Source organism: Streptomyces iakyrus (assembly GCF_000717055.1).
GTDB lineage: Bacteria > Actinomycetota > Actinomycetes > Streptomycetales > Streptomycetaceae > Streptomyces > Streptomyces iakyrus.
Window position 1 is genome coordinate 550,497 of the sequence record NZ_JNXI01000003.1, and the last position, 15,256, is coordinate 565,752.

Sequence of the window (15,256 nt, forward strand, 5' to 3'; positions counted from 1 at the left end):
ATCCACCCGAACCGGTAGCCCCACCCTGCCGGTAACAGCGACACTGCGGGCATGGCGATCAGGTACGGCGTCCAGGCCGACAGCGAAGAGGAATGCTCCGAGGGCCTCGCGCTCCTCGTCGACGCGGGCATGCTGCCCGTCATGATGCCGCGGCACCTCGCGGACAACCGGTGGATGGCCCGCGCCGTACCGAGCCCTGCGGCCCGGGCGAAGGAGCCGGCCGACCGGTAGCCCGGGCGTGCGAAGGCCCCACCGCCCTGGGGGGAATGCGGTGGGGCCTGGTGCGCGGTGCCTGACGCGATTCTCAGTGTCGCAGCGCAGTCAACTCGGTCAGGACGTCAAGCGCCAGATGCCCTGGGGGGTGCGCTCCACGTCTGGCTTCAAGGCGGCCAGCCCGCTCAGGACTTGCTTCTCAGTGAGTCCGGTGAGGGCCTGGAGATCCCGGCGCCGCATCTCCCCATAGTGGGAGAGGGCGTTGCGTATGCGCTCCTGCCTGGTCGACCGACGCGCCACGTAGTCCGCCAGCTCACCGCGTAGCTCGAACCACTCCGTGTTGCTGACTCTGTGAGCCGTGAACCGCGCGTGGAGTGCCTGCTCATGCTGCTGACCACCGTGCTCAACGCGGACCAGGTCGTCTGGCCGCAGCGCCAGCACGTCGATACGCCGGCGCAAGTTCTGTGTCGTACCGATCTTGACGCGAGTGCCGTTGCGGAGGAAGTAGACGACGGGCGCGTGCGTCTTCCCGTTCAAGAGGCTGCTGACGTTTACCACCTCGTCGCCCACAGGACCGTCAGGCACATCGAATGGAGAAGCGCTCGTCTGTCCATCCGCGGCAGTCCCCCAGGACGCCCTGACAGCACAGTCCCTCGCTTCCAGGAGCTTACGCAGTCCCGCCGCAAGCTCCGGATCGTCGGGCAGGCGGCGGGCCATGTCCTGGGCCAGCTCCCGGAAGGAGACGCTGATCCAGCGGAGGCTGGCCGGTAGACGGTCGTGCTCGAAGTAGCGGAGCACGTGGCTTGAACTCTCGGTGGTCATTTCCTTCTCTCGCAACGAACGTAGTCGATGGATGTGGGTCCCTTACTGGGTCCCTCGCCTCCGTGTGAGGGGAGGGCTTCCACGCCGCTAGGGGACCCGGCAGGGGACTCGCGTGTAGGGGCTTCGACCAGCGCTTTTGACGCTAGGAGACGGATACCGCCTGCGCTTCCCAGGCCTCCACGGGCACCAGACGCCACGTGCCGGCGTCCGTGCGCTCCACCTCCGGCTTGAGCCCTTCGATGGCCTTCAGTACCTGCCGCTCCTCCAGGCCCGTCGCCTGCTCCAGCTCGCGGCGGGTGGCGTTGCCGTACTTCGTGAGCGCGTTCCGCACCCGCTCCTGGTACGAAGCGCCCTGCACCGGCAGGATCAGCCGCTTCCCCACCGGCGCCCGCACCGTCGTCGCCCCGATCCGCGCCACCTCAGCCTTGAACTCATCCCCCGTCAGCCACATGCCCTTGTACGGTGTCGGCACCTGGTGGACCGGCGACTGGAGCAGGAACTTGCCGGGCTGGTCCAGCCGTCCAGGCTCCCAACCTGGGGTGTTGCCGAAGATGAACCGGCGGTGGTCCGCGTCGTTCATGCGGGTGGACAGCCGGTTCGCGTAGTTACCGCGGGCGTCGGTGGTGCCGCCGAACACCTTCCGAGAGGGCTGCTGGGTGGCGGACAGGAAGTGCATGCCGGCGAACCGCATCAGCGCGAGGAGGGACTCCTGCTTCTTCGACGCGGGGGTCTTCTTCCACGGCCCGTCGTCGCCCTGCCGCACCAGCTCGGCGAGCTCGTCCTCGATGACCCAGATCGCCGGCCGTCCGTGCTTGGCGGGGTCCCACTCCTGATCACCCGCGGCCGCGAGGATCTCGCCGCGCTCGTCGAGTTCCTCCCGCAGCCAGTCGAGGAGGGCATGGGCCTGCTCGGGCGTGGCGGCGAGGTCCTGAAGGAGCGGCAGCATGGGGGTGAGCTCGGGGGCGCCGGGCTTGAGGTCGATGCCGTACAGGACGGTGTCCGGGCGGTCCGCGAGCTGGACTGCGATGGACCGGACCAGGGTGGACTTGCCGAACTTGGACGAACCGGCGACCAACGTGTGGTTGTAGGCCAGGTCCAGCCAGACCGGGCTCAGGAACCGGTCCACGCCGAGGAGAACCGGGTCGGTGAACCGGGCGCCTGTGGTCCGCTCGTAAGGGATCACCGCGCTGAGGGGGTCGCCGTCGATGAACCGGGCGATGAGCTGGTTCGTGAGCGCGCCGTCTTCCAGCATGAACTCCCCGGCCACGCCCATGCCGGAGGCGACGCGGTCCCAGGCGGACTTGAGCTTGGCCCGGTCCAGGTTCACGGGGAGGTCGAGGACCGCGGTCCATCCGGTCTTGGTCCGTTCCACGGTGCAGCCCGGCAGTTCGGCCTGGAACAGTTCGTGGACCACGGTCCGCAGGCGGGTCTCTTCCACGGTCCGCCCGGCCAGGTTCGGCCCCTGCTGGACCGGTTCGGGCATGGTCCGCTGGACGAGGGCGTGGTGGGCCATCTGCTGCCGGATGAGCACCGTCTGGAGCTTCGCAGCCTCCATGTCCAGCTTGATCGCGTCGTGCCGGGTGTGGTGCCGGTACACGACCCGGGCCGCGGCGGTCGCGCCGACGGCGACGAGCCACGCATAGACCGAAGCGCCACCGCCCACCGCAGTGGTGACCCAGGCCTGTGTGAAAGCGCCCGACGCCGCCCCGGCAGACCAGGACAAGGCGCTGCTCCACTTCTTGGAGAACGAGGTGAGCGACAGGCTGCCCGCGGCAACGGCGGCGGTGAGCTCTACCGCTGCGGCGGCCATGCCGTACTGGTAGTCGGCGGCGAGGGCTGCGGCGGAGACGAGGCTGGGCGCGGCGAAGGTGGCGACGAGGTCGGCGCGACTGATCTTCACTGGTGCTCCGTGGCGAGACGGGGCGGCCCCCGCAGTGACGGGGGCCGGCGGCGGTCAGCGGTACTGGTGGAGCTTGGACTCGGCGTCCTTGAGTCGCCGGTAGGCCGTGGACTCGGGGACGCCGAGGATGGTGGCGGCGCCCTTCTTGGTGATGTGGTCGCCGTTGCGGAGGCGGCGGAACAGTTCATCGACTTGGTCCTCGGGGCGGACCGGGCGGTCCACGGCGCGTCCGGTGGCCTGGATGAGAACGGGGTCCGGCGTGGTCTCGATCTGGTTCACGGGCTGGTCAGCGGCTTGAACCGGCTCCGGTTCGGGTCGGTCCGCCGGGCGCTCAGCGGGGCGGTTCACCGGTTCGACGACGGGCGGGGCGGCGGGGCGGCGGGCCTCCAGCGCGAGCCGGACACCGACCGTGCGTTCCTCGGACAGGAGCCGGTCCCGCTCCCCCAGGGCGAGGGCCATCTCGGTGCCGGCCTGCTGCTGCAAGGCGCGGAGGTACGCCTCGTACTTGGGGTCGAGCTTGATGCGGATGGTGTGCATGCCGATCGCCCACACGCCCTTGGCGGCGACGGAGACGAGGGCGCCGACGATGCCGACGAGGAGGGCGTCGTCGCGGTGTCCGTGGAGGATGATCGCGGCGACGGACACGGCGAGCATGGCGAGTCCCGCCTTGCGCGGGAGTTCGGCGCGCTTGCTGTCGTAGCGGAGGAGCCATTCGGCGATGAGGCAGGCGGCCCATCCGGCGTCGAACACTCCGGCGACGAGGTAGGCGGCCCAGGCGGGGGCGAGGAGGGAGAGCATGCTGCCGATGGCGACGGTGCCCCATACGATGGCGCCGATCGTCATGAGGATTGCGGCGGCGAACAGGGCCTTCCGGAGCGCGGAGTCGAGGTTGAACGGCAGCCGCGGCGCGGGCGGGGTGGTGTCGGGGACGTCGTAGTCGACGGGGACGCCGTTGACGGTTTCGGTGACGGTGCGGGTCGGGTGGCGGCGGAACAGGCTGGGCATCGAGGGTCTCCGGGTTAGGCGTGCGCTCGGGCGGCGCGGGGGCGGTGGGTGCGGATCTGATACGCGATGTACACGGCGCCGGCGGTGAGGAGCGCGGCTTCGGGCTGCTGCTGGGCGGCCTGGGCGACGCCGGTGACGATGCCGAGGAGCAGCGCGGTACCGAGCTGGGCGAGTTGCGCGGTGGCCTCGGGGTGCATGCCAGCGAGGACGATCAGGGCGGCGATGAACAGGCGGGTGAGGAGTCGTTCGGGGCGGCGTCGCATGGCTGCTCCTGGGTGGCGGTCGGGAGGGCTGGCCGGATGTCCAGGGCGCACGCGCGGTGTCGTGCGCCGAGGGCTACCGGTCAGTCCTCGTAGAGGAAGCGGGCGCGACGCCAGGCCGGCTGCTGCCGCAGCTTGCGGTCGAGCTCGGAGTTGACCGCGTGCGCTTCCTGCGAGTCGCAGCCGTTCTTGCCGTCGGGGTCAGGGCGCGCGGCCATCAGGCGCTTGATCTCGGCTCGGTCTTTCTTCCAGCCCATGTCGGGCTCCTCTCGGGTTGGGGTGGCAGACCGCTGAGTGGTGGCCGGTCAGCGGCGGCCGCGGGCCCAGGACCAGGCGGACAGGATCGTGTCTGTTTGGTCCGTGACCCGGCCCGACTCCAGCTCGCTGGCCCGGTCCTCCAGGCGCTTCGCCGCGGCTTCCTTGCCGCGGTTCCGGAGTTCCTTTGCGGCCTCGCGGTTCTTCTTCGCCTGGTTCTTCATCCGGTCGGACATGGGTTCCTCTCGGGACGGTGGATGATCGCTGGGGCCGGGCGCGGGACGGGGGGGTAGACGACCGCGCCCGGCGGTCTGGGGTGTCAGCGGTGCTGGTGTTCGCCTTGCTCGTGCCAGCCGAGGCGGCTGCGGATGTCGGCGGCCTGCTTGTAGTCGGCGGCGCAGTTCTCCGGCGTGGCCGGCTCGGCGAGGATCCGGTTCGGGCGCGGGGTGAGGTCCGGCTGTTCGCTGCTCATTGCTGCGCCTCCGGCCTGGGGAGGGCGCGGCACTTCTCCGCGTGGGTCTGGGCCCATTCGCGCGCATCGCTGTCGGCCAGCTCGGGAAGGTGCTTCTCGTACTGGCTGGTCAGGCCCCAGACCATCCGGTGGTGGTTGTGCTCGGAGGTCGACGGGCAGCCGGTGCAGGCGGCGAGCGTCGCGTATGGCTCGGGCGGGGTCAGGACGTTCATCTGGTGCGTCAGGTCGACGAACCCGCCGCCGACGGTCAGGTAGCGGGCAATGACGCCCTCGGGCCACGACTGCGCGGCTGTGGTCTGCTGCTCGCTCATTGGCCGGCTCCCTGCTGCGGGAACGGGTTCTCGGCGAGGTGCTCGGTGAGGGCGCGGCCTTGGGCGGCTTGCGCGGGGTGGCGGAGGGTGCCGCACAGGTTGCAGCCGCGTGCCGTGTGGGGGGTGGGCTGGCCTTGGGGTTGATCGGTACGCTCGGGCATGCCTGCCTCTTCGTCGTGGTTGTAGGTGGGCGCCCCCGGCCCATATGGCGTTCGCAGCGCCGGGCCGGGGGCTTATTCGTTGGGCAGCACGGGCTGCTTGCTCCCGACTGTAGGGGTCCCCTACAGTCCATGGCAAGCGGCCCACCGAATGAAAGGGCCGGAATGAGCGACGAGGAGGTGCGCCGCGTGGCCGACGCCCTTGACGCGATCGAGCAGATCGCGGACTTGGAGCAGCGAGTCAGGGCCAAGAGTCAGGTGATGGCTGCCCAGGCCGAGCGCAACAAGGAGTGGTCGCAAGAGCGGGACGAGCTGATTCGTCGGCTGAACGACGAGGAGGGCTTGTCGTACCGGAAGATCGCGGCGCGCCTCGATATCAAGCTGAGCACGGTGCAGGCCGTGTTCCGTGGCTACAAGGGGTCGGGCACGACGCGGCCGAAGACGAAGGCGGAGGAGCCGAGCGATGGATGAGCTGGTGCGGTGGCTGGGCGACCAGCTGGACGAGGACGAGCGGATCGCGCGGGCGGCTATCAGGGTGGTTGGCGATGTACCCGGGGCGGCGAACTGGCGCTTCGGTAACGCCTTCACCGACGAGGGCGGCACCTACTGGCAGATCACAACGCTGACCCCGGACGTCGGCGGGTTCGGCCCCGTGGAGCTGGTGGGCAGCGGGATGAGCGGGGGTGGCGCTCATGAGCCGGAGATCGCGCGCCATGCGGTCGAGCATGATCCGGCCCGGGTGCTGCGCGAGATCGACGCCAAGCGGCAAGTCGTTGACATGTACGTGAAGGCGGCGACGGTGGTCGACAACTTCACTGACCCCGCCAACAGGCTCATCGCGGCGGCCAATCGAAACGGCTTCGGCGCGGCACTCAAGGCGCTCGCCCTGCCCTACGCCGACCGGCCCGGCTACCGCGAGGAGTGGCGGCCATAGCCCCGGACGCAGCTGCGCCCCGACCGTCGTGACCCGGTCGGGGCGTTGTGCTGTGCAAGCACCGCCCGAGACGCCAGAGCAGGGACGGAAGCGGGCGGCATCAGCAGGATCGCACGCCCGTCAAACGGCGCCCCAGGATGCCGCTGTCAGTGGGCTGCGGCAGGCTGACCGTATGCGTACGGTGATCGTGTTCCCGCCCGATGAGCAGGGCGGCCGGCGTGTCCGCTCCGGCAGCGAGATCCTCGGGCTCGCGACAGGGCTGCGGGATGTCGTCGAGTTCCTGCGCCGCGCCGGCCTGGACGAGGTGGACGAGGCGTACGTGCGCCGCACCCGGCTGATCGAGTGGCGGGGTGGCGGGCCGGACGTGTGGGAGCACTGATCGTTACCGAGCAGGCGTCTCGAATCGGCTGGCTTCCCAAGCTGCGCTCATGATCCGCTGATATCGCTGCGGGCCGAGCAGCTCGCTCAGGCCCCGACAGACGGCGAAGGCAAGGTCAACCTCGGGGTCACGCTCGATACCGAAGCGGCGTTCGAAGGTGCGCTGTCGCTGCCAGCCGAGGAAGTCCCAGCGTGTCGGTTGGGCGGCCTCGTTGTAGATCGCTTCGACGGCGCAGCAGAGTGCGGGTTCGTACACGTCGGGCGCCAGTTCCTTCAGCATGGCGAGTTGGGCGTGCGCGGCCGCGACGAACAGCGGCCAGGAGTCTCGCGGGCCGTAGATCTGCTGCAGGGCGAGGGTGAGGTTTGTCGACGTCTCGTTCACAGCAGGTTGATAGCCGAGCCGGGCTGGCGCGAGTGCTGGGCGCGCGGTTGCGGAGCGGGTGAACCTCGCGGCGCCAGGTGGACGCCATCGTGCCCTCGATGGCCGCTGCCCGTTGCCAGTGCATGGAACCTGGTGACGAGGAACTGTCGGCGCTGATGGACGAGCCGGGCGAGCTGCTGCCACTGCTGACGCAGGGTGAGGCGCGGGCCCTGCACTACGTCGCGCACCTGCTCGGGTCGGGGGACGCGGCCGGCGCTGATGCTGCCCGTGAGATGGAGATGCGGTTGGAGCGTCGGCTGCGCGTGATGTTTCCGGGGCAGGACGTCCGGCCGAAGACGGCGCTGTACAACCCCTGAACGCGCGAGCGCCCCGCCCACACGGCGGGGCGCTCGGGTGTTGGCGATCGTGCCGTGGTGGGCCAGCCATCGCCTCTGGGCGCTCTACGCGCGCCAGCGTCTCCCCACCGGACGAAGCCAGAATGCCACGGCCGTCAAGCCGGGCCGAGCTGCCAGGTAGTCAGCGGCGGCCCGTCGTCCTCGAACGGGCACGGTTCCCCGTCATGGTCGTGTTCGTCGCGGGCCTGCTGGCACAGCAGGAGCGAGCGGCGGCCGGACGCGAATGCGGGGTCGCGCCACTTCTCGTCTGGGTTGCGGGCGACGATCCAGTCGGGGCCGACGGCTTCGATGCGGACGCAGTCGTGGTGGTCGCGGCCGAAGGCGCCGTGTGCGGATCCATGGATGATGTCGCCGACGGCGAGGGGGCGCCGGCCGGGGCAGCGATGCTCGGCGTACACGGTGATACCGGGCTGGCGGCAAGTGGCGCAGACGCTCATGCGGTGGGCTCCTTGATCCAGTTGGCGGGTGTGAGGGTGAGGCGGCCGTCAGCCAGCCGGTCCCACCAGTACGGGCGGCCGAACAGCCAGACGACGCGTAGGGCGTCAGGGTCACGGATCACGGCTGCTCCTCGGGCTGATTGGCGGGCGGCGCGATCACGTTGTGCAACTCGACGAGCCGGGCGTCCCACCAGCGGGAGACCGACGTGCCGAGCGGCGGGGGCCCGGCCTTCACCCACCGCTCGTAGAGGGCGGTGACGCGGGTGGCCGTTGTGCCGTCGGCCGCTTGGGTCGTTGCCGTGCCCGGCGCGGGCTCGTCGAGGACGCGGACCGTTGGGCAGGGCCATGCCTGGCCGCAGTGGGCGCAGGTGAGGGCCTCCATCCGGAGGACACGGGCATGAAGGGCGCGGGCGCGGGCGATGGCGGCCTCGGCTTGGTCGAGTTGGTCGCGGCGGCGTCGGGCGATGCGCTTTCGGGTGGCGGACACCTCGGCGAGTTCGTCGAGCCGGTCGTACAGCTGGGCGAGTTGGTCGCTGGTGAGGTCGTCCAAGCGGATGCGTTCGGTCACTGCTGCTCCTGGTCGGGGATGTCGAGGTCGAGGCCGGCCACCATCTCGTCGAAGCGGCGGCGGGTGTCGGCGATGAACTCCTGGTGTGCGGCGTCGACGGCGGCAGCGTCTTGCTGCTCGGTGCCGCCGACGAAGACGATGCGGACGCGGGCGGTGCGGTGGCCGGCGCACCAGCAGATGCTGCCGGAGACCACGGCGGTGAGGATCAGGTACGGGATCACGGTGCGCCTCCGGGGCAGAGGAACGGGTACGGCGGGTTGGTGCCCCAGCAGGCGGGGCAGTCCTCGGCGTTGGCGCTGTTGCCGAGGTGCTGCGGGTTGGGGCCGGCTGCTGCTTGGCGGGCGGTGTCGCGGAGGCCGGCGACGAGTTCCTCGATGTGGTCGAGGGGGATGCGGACGGGGCCGGCCTGGTTCGGGTTGGTGGCGGTGAGCGGGATGAAGAACGTGACGGCGGGCTGCCCGTCGTGGAGGTGGATGGCCGGTGTGACTTCAAGCTGCTGGCCGTTGGTGTCGCGGTAGTGGAAGGTCATGGTCTGCTCCTGCGGGTGAGGTTTCGGAGGGTGCGCCATATCCAGCCGATGGCGAGGAGGGCGGCGCTGATGAAGGGGGCGCAGACGATGCCGATGCCGAGACCGCCCATCAGGCCGTCCACCGTCGGACAGGGATGCCGGCCTCCTCAGCGAGCCGGGCGGTGTGGCTGGCGCCCCGGCTGCCGTCCTTGATGAACGCGAGGCACAGTTCGGCGCCGAGGTTGACCATGCGGGCGTTGCGGATGAACCCAGCCCGCTTGCCCTCCAGGGACCAGTTCGCAGGGTAGGCCTCCACCTTGAGGGGCAGGTCGCGGCGGATCATGTAGTTGGCCCAGTCGGCTGCTTGTGCGTCGGCGCCACGGGGGCAGGCGCCGTGGACGAGGGTCATGAGGCGTCCTGCGTTGGTGGCTTCGCAGAAGGCGGCGTCAAGGGCGAGGCAGACCAACTCGTGGCGGGTCCAGTCTCGGCTGCCGGTGACGAGCACGCGGTACGGCTTGGCGTTCATGCGGTCTCCTCGTAGGTGAGTGGTTGGCTGTGGGTCCACAGGGGCCGAGGGCGCAGGAGCCCGTCTGCGGGGCTGTGAGGGGGCGTTGCGACGCGAGGGGCGCGGCGGGCTTGTGAGGCGCTCCAGCGGCCACACAGCCACCGTGCTGCCCCCGCGACGGTGAGCGCCGCGAGTCCGCCCCCGGCCGCCGCCCAGAGGACGGCGGCGAGGATGACGGTGAACCACGCGTCGACGAACTCGCCGATCACTGCTGCGCCCCGTCCTGCTGCGGCTCGGCGGCGGTGAGGAGCGGCCGGGTGAGGATCGCGCGCGCCTCCTCCTGCGCCGCTCGATAGCCCCGCCCGAAGTCACCCTTGCCGATGTCGGCGTGGGACCAGATGAGGACGCGGCCGATGCGCGCTCCGTCCGTCGTCCATGGCGCGTCCGGCCGCGCCTCGGCGGCGTGATTCACCGGGCAGGGCGCCGAGTCGCAGTCGCACGCGTCTGACTCGCAGGCGGTGGCCCCGCACGTGCACGCCGCCTCGGTGCCGGGCTGCGCCTCGCCGGCTGCGAGTGCGGCGATCTCGTCATCGGGCGTGCCGAGCAGCGCCGGGCTTTGGGTGACGGCGACGACGCGGCCCTTCAGCCGACGCGGTCCGGGCTGCGCCTCGTCGGCCATGCGGCGCAGCAGGGGGCGGGCTTCGTCGATGCGGTCAGCGATGTGGTGGCAGTCCTGCACCCATGCGGCGTTCCTGGGGTGCTCAGGGGCCATCGAGCGCACCAGCTCGGCGACCTCCCCGTAGACGTCGGCCCGGGACACGGGCGGCGGCAGCACGGCCAGCACCACATCGGCGAGGTCGAACTCGTTCGGCGCCAGAAGGGCGGTCGCTGCATCGAAGGGCTGCGCCTTAGAGACGGTGGCCCGCTTGATGCGAGCGAGGATCGCCTGGGCGATGCGGTCGCGCAACGCGGCCTGCTCGGGCTGCTCGCCGACGGCGGTGACTTCGTCGATGATCTCGGCGACGGCGGCGCACACCCGCTCGTGCTGCTCGGTGAACGTCGGCGTCTTCGGCCCGGGGATGGCGACGGCGTCCCACAGGCGGTCGGCGTGCTGCACGGACAAGCCGTGCGTGTGGTCGGTGGTCATGTGCTGCTTGCTCCTGGTGGTGGCTGGTGCGGGCGGGGGTGGGTGGTGTGGGACGCTGAACGGAGGCCCGGGGCGGGTATCGGCCGCCCCGGGCCGTCTGCGTGGTCACGGGGTGGGGAGCGGCCGGTTGGACCACAGCACCTCGGTCCGGGCCCGGCTCTGGTCGGCGCGGGCGTTGCCGGCGCTGGCGATCAGCTCGCTGCGGTGCCAGCCGGCGTACAGCTCGTCGTACAACGGGCTGTGGTAGCCGGACAGGACGACCGCGGCCTTGCAGGAGGCGAGCGCGGCAGCCAGCTCCCGGTGCTCGCCCTCGGTGCGCATCTCGTGCCGGTAGCCGGTCGCCCCGCGGGTCGAGCCCAGGTACGGCGGGTCCACGTACAGCAGCGCGTCCTCCCGCCCACCGAACGCTTCGATCAGCTCCAGGGCGGGCCGAGACTCCAGATGCACGCCCATCAGCCGCTCGGCGGCCGGGTGAAGGCGCAGCCGGTAGCCGTCCAAGTAGGCGGGCATGTTGGTGCCGATGTCGGCCTTGCAATGCCGCCAGCCGGTGCGGTCCATGCGTCCGGAGCGGCCCTGGGTGAGGCGCACCCACACTCGGCGGGCGGTCTCCAGATCGGTGTCCGCGGGCTCGTAGGACAGGGCGTGCTCGACGCGGGAGTGCGGGGTGAGCGCGCAGACGCGGGCGAACTCGGCGGGCTGGTCACGCAAGATCCGCCAGAAGGTGATCAGTTCGCCGTCCTTGTCGCTGACGGTCTCCAGCGGCGCCGGGTCCTTGGCGAGGAGCACGGACAGGCCCCCGGCGTAGGGCTCGACATAGTGACGGTGCTTGGGCAGCAGGGCGGCGATACGGCGGGCGAGGCGCTGCTTGCTGCCGAAGTACGGGACGGGCGGCCGGACGGCGGTGCTCATCGGTGTCTCCTCGGTGTTGGTGCCCGGTGTGGGGCGGGGTGGGGTGGTGGGGCAGTCAGGCGGCGGGCTGGAGGTGAGCGAGCGCGCCGCTGCCGGGGCAGGGGTGTCCGTGGGGTCCGTGCCGGCGGATGCGGCCCTGCTGGGTGACGAGGTGGCGGACGGTGCAGGCGGGGCAGGCGGCGCGCTCGCGGGACTGGTCGCCGCGGGGGACGTACAGGCCCCAGCCGCTGCCGACGAGGTACTCGGCTGCGCGTTCGGCTGCGCCGCGTGGGGTCTGCCGGTGGGTGGGGGTGGTGAGGCGGTAGTCGTCGAGGGCGGCGGCGATCACGGCTATCGCCGCGGCAGGCATGGCGGTCACAGTTGGTGCTCCTTGATGTAGAGCTCCTCGTCCTCGCGCTCCTTGTCGTGGCAGCGGATGCAGAGCTTCTGCTGGGGCAGGTGGTGGAGGCGGCGGGCGCACCAGCGGTCGTCGGTGTCCTCGATCTGCTCGATCCACTCGACGGCCTCGGTCAGGCGCATCAGTCCGGCGGTGTCGATGCAGTCGTGCTCGGTGACGTAGGTGAAGAGGGGGCGGGGCTGCTGGCAGCGCTCGCAGGTGCCCTCGGTCGGCTTGGGGGTGGCGGGCTTGTTACTCATGGGTTGGCTCCGGAGTGCGTGTTGGCGGACGGTCAGACGGCGGTCAGGTGCTCCAGCCGATGAGGCGGAACTGGGCGCCGTGCTCTTCCAGGGCGCGCTTCGACTCGGCCTGCTCGCGGGCCCAGACGAGACGGACGACCGAGTCGGACTCGGGGACGGTGCGGTACTCGGCGTAGAGGTAGCCCTCGTCGTCGACGTAGACGGCGTCGTGCTCGGGCGAGGGGCGTTCGGCCGACGGCATGAGCCCGGCGGCGACAGCGGCCTTAAGCCACGCGGCTGCCTCACCGATGAGGTGCTGGCGGAGGGCGGCGTCGAGGTTGTCCCAGGCGTCAGCGGCCCAGGCGCCGTAGCCGTTGCGGTAGCGCGCTTCGGCGAGCTGAAGGACGCGGGGGTCGGTGCTGGTCATCGCTGGTTCTCCTGTGCGTCGTGGGCGTCGATTCGTGCGGGGTGTGGCTGCTGGAGTCGTCGTCCGGTGCGGGTGGTGCAGGGTGCTCGTTCGGGTGCGCGGCAGTGGGGGCATGGGATTTGCCGGGCGGGGTGTGCGCCGGTGCGTTGGCGGAGTTCGTCGGGCATGGGGGCGCCGGGCCGGCGGGCGGTCATCGCTCGGTCTCGGCGGTGACGGGCTGTCCACTGCGGCAGGTCCACGGGGAGCAGCCGTCGGGGTCGCCTTCCTCCAGCTCGGCGTCGGCGATCTGTCCGAAGACGTCGGTCTGCTTGCTGGCCCACTCGTGGGCGGTGACGCGGTCGATGGGCGCCTGGTCGAGCGGGAGCCGCGAGCGGTGCAGGTACGCCTCGCCGAGGAGCGGCTTGCCGTTGGCGTTGCCGCGGGCGTTTCCGGAGCGGATGGCGTGGTCGAAGTCGACGGCGTCTGCCCACTCGTCGGGGTGTTCGTCGCGGAGCTGTCGCCACTGGGCGTTGCCGTGGAACGGGCAGCCGACGCAGGCGCTCTTGGGGGTGGACTTCCAGCCGCGGGAGCGGAGGTAGCGCATGCAGTCGGTGCGGGTCCAGCCTCCGCGGCCGTCGGCGGCGCCGTCGAGGTGCAGCAGCGGGTGCTCGGACTTCAGGTAGCCGATGCCGGAGTCCTTGGCGCGGCCGATCTCGTCGCGGCTGATGCCGATCCACTGCTCGGCGTACACGCCGCGCGGGACGGGCGTGGGGTGCGGGTAGCCGAGGAGCTGCCGCGCCTGACGCTTGATCGGCTTCAGCTTGTACTCCGAGGTGCACTGCCGTCGGGTCATGCCGTCGCCGCCGTCGGGGTTCTTGACGAACAGCGGCATGGACGCGAACCGGTGCTCGGGGTCGAGGGCGTCGTTGCGGATGTTGCCGACGGACACGCGGTAGATCGGGATCCCGGCGGGCTGGGCAACTTCGCGCTCCAGCCTGTCGAGGTGGGTGTACACGGCCGCGGGCTCCCAGCCGGTATCGGCGAAGATCGCGCCGTCCAGGCCGGGCAGGCGTCCCTCGGCGGCGAGGAGCAGCAGGGTGGTGGACTGGACGCCGGCGCCGAGGGACAGGAGGCGGAGGGCGGGCTGGCTGGTCATGCGTTGGTCTCCTCGTTCTGCGTGAGGTGGCGGGAGGCGTTCTTGCGGCGGGCTTCTTCGGCGGCGGGGTCGTGCTGGCGGCCGTGGACGGCGTGCTCGCGGGCTTCGTGGGGGGCGCGTTCGCGGCCGCCGAGCATGCGGCAGGGGCGGCCGATGGGGGCGTGGCAGGTGGGGCATTCGACGCCGAGGGGGCCGGGGCGGCGGACGGTGGCGATCTCGGGGTGGGGGATGTCGCGGCCGGCGCCTGCGAGGAGTTCGGCGACGGGGCGGCGCTTCAGTTCGCCGTCGGCTGCGCGGGTGCGCTGCTGTCGGACGGCGGCGAGGTAGGCCTGGACGTCGTCGGGATCGGCGTCGGGGATGGCGGCGGGGAGGCCGGGGCCTTGGATGTCGGCGGCGGTGTCGGCGCGTTGGGTGAGGACGTGCTGCCGGATGTCGGCGGGCATGATCCAGCGGGTCTCGCGGGCGTAGTGGGCGGCGACGGCGGCTTTGGCCGGGTCGAACCGGATGTCGGCGAGGACGGTTTGCCAGGCGAGGACGTCTGCTTCGCCGATGGTGCGGCGGTCGAAGGCGGCTGCGAAGGAGAGGAGCGCGGCGGTCTCGGCGGGGGTCATGCGGTGTCTCCTTGCTGGGCTTCGAGGGCGCGGAAGTGTTCGACGAGGGCGAGGCCTTGGGCGACGCGTTCGTCGGTGGTGGAGCGGCGAGGCGGCGGGGTGGGGCCCCCGGGGAGCGCGACGAGGTGTGCGCCGGGGGTGGGCATGGGGGGCAGTTCGCTCCAGCCCTTGAGGAAGTACTTCGCGGACTCGATGTTGGTCCGGGCGGCGGCCTTCAGGGCGTGGTCGACCATGGCGGGTACGCCGCTCTTGCTGATCATGGCCAGGATGGGGAACCAGGCGTTGCCCTGGAAGGGCCAGCGGACGACGACGCCGTTGGCGGTGAGGGCGTCGACGAGGGGGCGGGCGGCGTCGGGGATGCCGTAGCCGATCGGCGCTGGGGGCTGGCTCTCCTGCTTGCTTGTTGAGGGGGTAGTTGAGGAGGGGTTCAGAGGGGTAGGGGTCAGGGATTCCCTGACACTGACGTCCCGGATTTCCTGACACTGAGACGGTTCAGTGTCCGCGTTTTCGGGACACTGATCGTTCGCGTCAGTGTCCGCATTTCCGGGACGCTGAGGGGCGTCAGTGTCCCGGTTTTCGGGACGCTGAGAGGAGGCCTCAGTGTCAGCGATTCCGGGACACTGAGCGTCGAGGAACTCGGGGATCTTGTACTTGGCCGTGCCGTTCTTTTGGCCGGCCGCGAGCTTCGTGAGCGCGCCCTTGGCGATCAGCGACTTGATGACGGCGTAGAGCTGCGCGCGGCTGAGCTTGGCGCCGCGCAGGACTTCGGGCCGTTCGACGCTGTTCCACGTGATGCGGGTGTCGTCGTTGGCGTCCTCGGCCAGCACGACGAGGAGGAGCTTCTCCCGGTGCGTGAGGGCTTCGGGCGCTGCGGTGAGCACCTCGACGATCAGGCGGATTCCCACTGAG

The 15,256-nt window shown here is 71.0% G+C and carries 29 protein-coding genes; 5 read left to right on the forward strand and 24 right to left on the reverse strand.

The window, feature by feature from the left end; translation table 11 throughout:
• The first annotated feature begins 51 nt into the window (after positions 1–51).
• On the forward strand, positions 52–231 hold the full coding sequence (locus OO68_RS07630; protein WP_033307355.1) for a hypothetical protein: 180 nt from the start codon (positions 52–54) through the stop codon (positions 229–231).
• Between the two features lie 99 nt (positions 232–330).
• On the opposite strand, the gene OO68_RS43440 is transcribed toward OO68_RS07630, so the two are convergent.
• The 9 genes from OO68_RS43440 to OO68_RS46205 all read right to left on the reverse strand — a co-directional run bounded on the left by OO68_RS43440 (position 331) and on the right by OO68_RS46205 (position 5,399).
• Positions 331–1,035, reverse strand: a complete 705-nt coding sequence (locus OO68_RS43440; RefSeq protein WP_063739300.1) for a GIY-YIG nuclease family protein — start codon at positions 1,033–1,035, stop codon at positions 331–333.
• 142 nt (positions 1,036–1,177) lie between these two features.
• Entirely contained in the window at positions 1,178–2,935 is a 1,758-nt protein-coding gene (locus OO68_RS07645) for an FtsK/SpoIIIE domain-containing protein (RefSeq protein WP_033307356.1), read from the reverse strand.
• A gap of 54 nt (positions 2,936–2,989) precedes the next feature.
• The gene (locus OO68_RS07650) at positions 2,990–3,940 is read right to left on the reverse strand and encodes an MFS transporter (RefSeq protein WP_033307357.1); all 951 of its coding nucleotides are present in this window, start codon (positions 3,938–3,940) and stop codon (positions 2,990–2,992) included.
• 14 nt (positions 3,941–3,954) lie between these two features.
• A complete protein-coding gene (locus OO68_RS07655) occupies positions 3,955–4,203 on the reverse strand; it encodes a hypothetical protein (RefSeq protein ID WP_033307358.1) in 249 nt (82 codons plus the stop codon).
• A gap of 80 nt (positions 4,204–4,283) precedes the next feature.
• Positions 4,284–4,457: a hypothetical protein gene (locus tag OO68_RS46195; protein ID WP_157852691.1), complete on the reverse strand. Its 174-nt coding sequence runs from the start codon at positions 4,455–4,457 to the stop codon at positions 4,284–4,286.
• A gap of 48 nt (positions 4,458–4,505) precedes the next feature.
• Complete coding sequence (locus OO68_RS07660) at positions 4,506–4,691, reverse strand: hypothetical protein (protein WP_033307359.1); 186 nt, start codon at positions 4,689–4,691, stop codon at positions 4,506–4,508.
• An 83-nt stretch (positions 4,692–4,774) separates the two neighbouring features.
• Positions 4,775–4,927, reverse strand: a complete 153-nt coding sequence (locus OO68_RS46200) for a hypothetical protein (RefSeq protein WP_157852692.1) — start codon at positions 4,925–4,927, stop codon at positions 4,775–4,777.
• Positions 4,924–5,238: a hypothetical protein gene (locus OO68_RS07665; protein WP_033307360.1), complete on the reverse strand. Its 315-nt coding sequence runs from the start codon at positions 5,236–5,238 to the stop codon at positions 4,924–4,926. Before OO68_RS07665 ends, OO68_RS46200 begins: the two co-directional genes overlap by 4 nt.
• A complete protein-coding gene (locus OO68_RS46205; RefSeq protein ID WP_157852693.1) occupies positions 5,235–5,399 on the reverse strand; it encodes a hypothetical protein in 165 nt (54 codons plus the stop codon). The genes OO68_RS07665 and OO68_RS46205 overlap by 4 nt, the downstream gene beginning before the upstream one ends.
• A 162-nt stretch (positions 5,400–5,561) precedes the next feature.
• On the opposite strand from OO68_RS46205, the gene OO68_RS07670 reads away from it, so the two are divergent.
• The 3 genes from OO68_RS07670 (at position 5,562) to OO68_RS07680 (ending at position 6,709) form a co-directional block, all read left to right on the forward strand.
• On the forward strand, positions 5,562–5,867 hold the full coding sequence (locus OO68_RS07670) for a helix-turn-helix domain-containing protein (protein ID WP_033307361.1): 306 nt from the start codon (positions 5,562–5,564) through the stop codon (positions 5,865–5,867).
• Entirely contained in the window at positions 5,860–6,330 is a 471-nt protein-coding gene (locus OO68_RS07675; protein ID WP_033307362.1) for a DUF6221 family protein, read from the forward strand. Before OO68_RS07670 ends, OO68_RS07675 begins: the two co-directional genes overlap by 8 nt.
• Positions 6,331–6,502: 172 nt before the next feature.
• Positions 6,503–6,709 (forward strand): hypothetical protein, encoded by a 207-nt coding sequence (locus tag OO68_RS07680; protein WP_033307363.1) that lies wholly within the window; start codon positions 6,503–6,505, stop codon positions 6,707–6,709.
• Between the two features lie 3 nt (positions 6,710–6,712).
• Here the strand turns inward: OO68_RS07680 and OO68_RS07685 are convergent, their stop codons facing one another.
• Positions 6,713–7,090: a hypothetical protein gene (locus OO68_RS07685; protein WP_033307364.1), complete on the reverse strand. Its 378-nt coding sequence runs from the start codon at positions 7,088–7,090 to the stop codon at positions 6,713–6,715.
• A gap of 98 nt (positions 7,091–7,188) precedes the next feature.
• Between OO68_RS07685 and OO68_RS07690 the strand changes: the two genes are divergently transcribed.
• On the forward strand, positions 7,189–7,446 hold the full coding sequence (locus OO68_RS07690; protein WP_157852694.1) for a hypothetical protein: 258 nt from the start codon (positions 7,189–7,191) through the stop codon (positions 7,444–7,446).
• 134 nt (positions 7,447–7,580) lie between these two features.
• On the opposite strand, the gene OO68_RS07695 is transcribed toward OO68_RS07690, so the two are convergent.
• From OO68_RS07695 to OO68_RS07760, 14 genes are all read right to left on the reverse strand, one after another.
• On the reverse strand, positions 7,581–7,922 hold the full coding sequence (locus tag OO68_RS07695; protein ID WP_033307366.1) for a hypothetical protein: 342 nt from the start codon (positions 7,920–7,922) through the stop codon (positions 7,581–7,583).
• Complete coding sequence (locus OO68_RS48260) at positions 7,919–8,044, reverse strand: hypothetical protein (protein ID WP_280922471.1); 126 nt, start codon at positions 8,042–8,044, stop codon at positions 7,919–7,921. The genes OO68_RS07695 and OO68_RS48260 overlap by 4 nt, the downstream gene beginning before the upstream one ends.
• Positions 8,041–8,490: a hypothetical protein gene (locus OO68_RS07700; protein ID WP_033307367.1), complete on the reverse strand. Its 450-nt coding sequence runs from the start codon at positions 8,488–8,490 to the stop codon at positions 8,041–8,043. The genes OO68_RS48260 and OO68_RS07700 overlap by 4 nt, the downstream gene beginning before the upstream one ends.
• Positions 8,487–8,711 (reverse strand): hypothetical protein, encoded by a 225-nt coding sequence (locus tag OO68_RS07705; RefSeq protein WP_033307368.1) that lies wholly within the window; start codon positions 8,709–8,711, stop codon positions 8,487–8,489. Before OO68_RS07705 ends, OO68_RS07700 begins: the two co-directional genes overlap by 4 nt.
• Positions 8,708–9,019: a hypothetical protein gene (locus OO68_RS07710; RefSeq protein ID WP_033307369.1), complete on the reverse strand. Its 312-nt coding sequence runs from the start codon at positions 9,017–9,019 to the stop codon at positions 8,708–8,710. The genes OO68_RS07705 and OO68_RS07710 overlap by 4 nt, the downstream gene beginning before the upstream one ends.
• Before the next feature lie 109 nt (positions 9,020–9,128).
• Positions 9,129–9,524, reverse strand: coding sequence for an SLOG family protein (locus OO68_RS07715; protein ID WP_033307370.1), 396 nt, complete (start codon positions 9,522–9,524; stop codon positions 9,129–9,131).
• A gap of 244 nt (positions 9,525–9,768) precedes the next feature.
• Positions 9,769–10,650 carry a hypothetical protein gene (locus OO68_RS07725; protein ID WP_033307372.1) on the reverse strand — a complete coding sequence of 294 codons (882 nt, stop codon included), beginning with the start codon at positions 10,648–10,650 and terminating at the stop codon, positions 9,769–9,771.
• A gap of 105 nt (positions 10,651–10,755) precedes the next feature.
• On the reverse strand, positions 10,756–11,559 hold the full coding sequence (locus tag OO68_RS07730) for a DNA adenine methylase (RefSeq protein ID WP_033307373.1): 804 nt from the start codon (positions 11,557–11,559) through the stop codon (positions 10,756–10,758).
• 55 nt (positions 11,560–11,614) lie between these two features.
• Positions 11,615–11,917, reverse strand: a complete 303-nt coding sequence (locus OO68_RS07735) for a hypothetical protein (RefSeq protein WP_033307374.1) — start codon at positions 11,915–11,917, stop codon at positions 11,615–11,617.
• A complete protein-coding gene (locus OO68_RS07740) occupies positions 11,914–12,195 on the reverse strand; it encodes a hypothetical protein (RefSeq protein WP_033307375.1) in 282 nt (93 codons plus the stop codon). Before OO68_RS07740 ends, OO68_RS07735 begins: the two co-directional genes overlap by 4 nt.
• A 43-nt stretch (positions 12,196–12,238) precedes the next feature.
• Positions 12,239–12,601, reverse strand: coding sequence for a hypothetical protein (locus OO68_RS07745; RefSeq protein WP_033307376.1), 363 nt, complete (start codon positions 12,599–12,601; stop codon positions 12,239–12,241).
• A 190-nt stretch (positions 12,602–12,791) separates the two neighbouring features.
• Positions 12,792–13,736: an adenine nucleotide alpha hydrolase family protein gene (locus OO68_RS07750; protein ID WP_078625216.1), complete on the reverse strand. Its 945-nt coding sequence runs from the start codon at positions 13,734–13,736 to the stop codon at positions 12,792–12,794.
• Positions 13,733–14,347, reverse strand: coding sequence for a zinc finger domain-containing protein (locus tag OO68_RS43000; protein ID WP_051814527.1), 615 nt, complete (start codon positions 14,345–14,347; stop codon positions 13,733–13,735). Before OO68_RS43000 ends, OO68_RS07750 begins: the two co-directional genes overlap by 4 nt.
• Complete coding sequence (locus tag OO68_RS07760) at positions 14,344–15,252, reverse strand: hypothetical protein (protein WP_033307377.1); 909 nt, start codon at positions 15,250–15,252, stop codon at positions 14,344–14,346. The genes OO68_RS43000 and OO68_RS07760 overlap by 4 nt, the downstream gene beginning before the upstream one ends.
• Between the last annotated feature and the right edge of the window lie 4 nt (positions 15,253–15,256).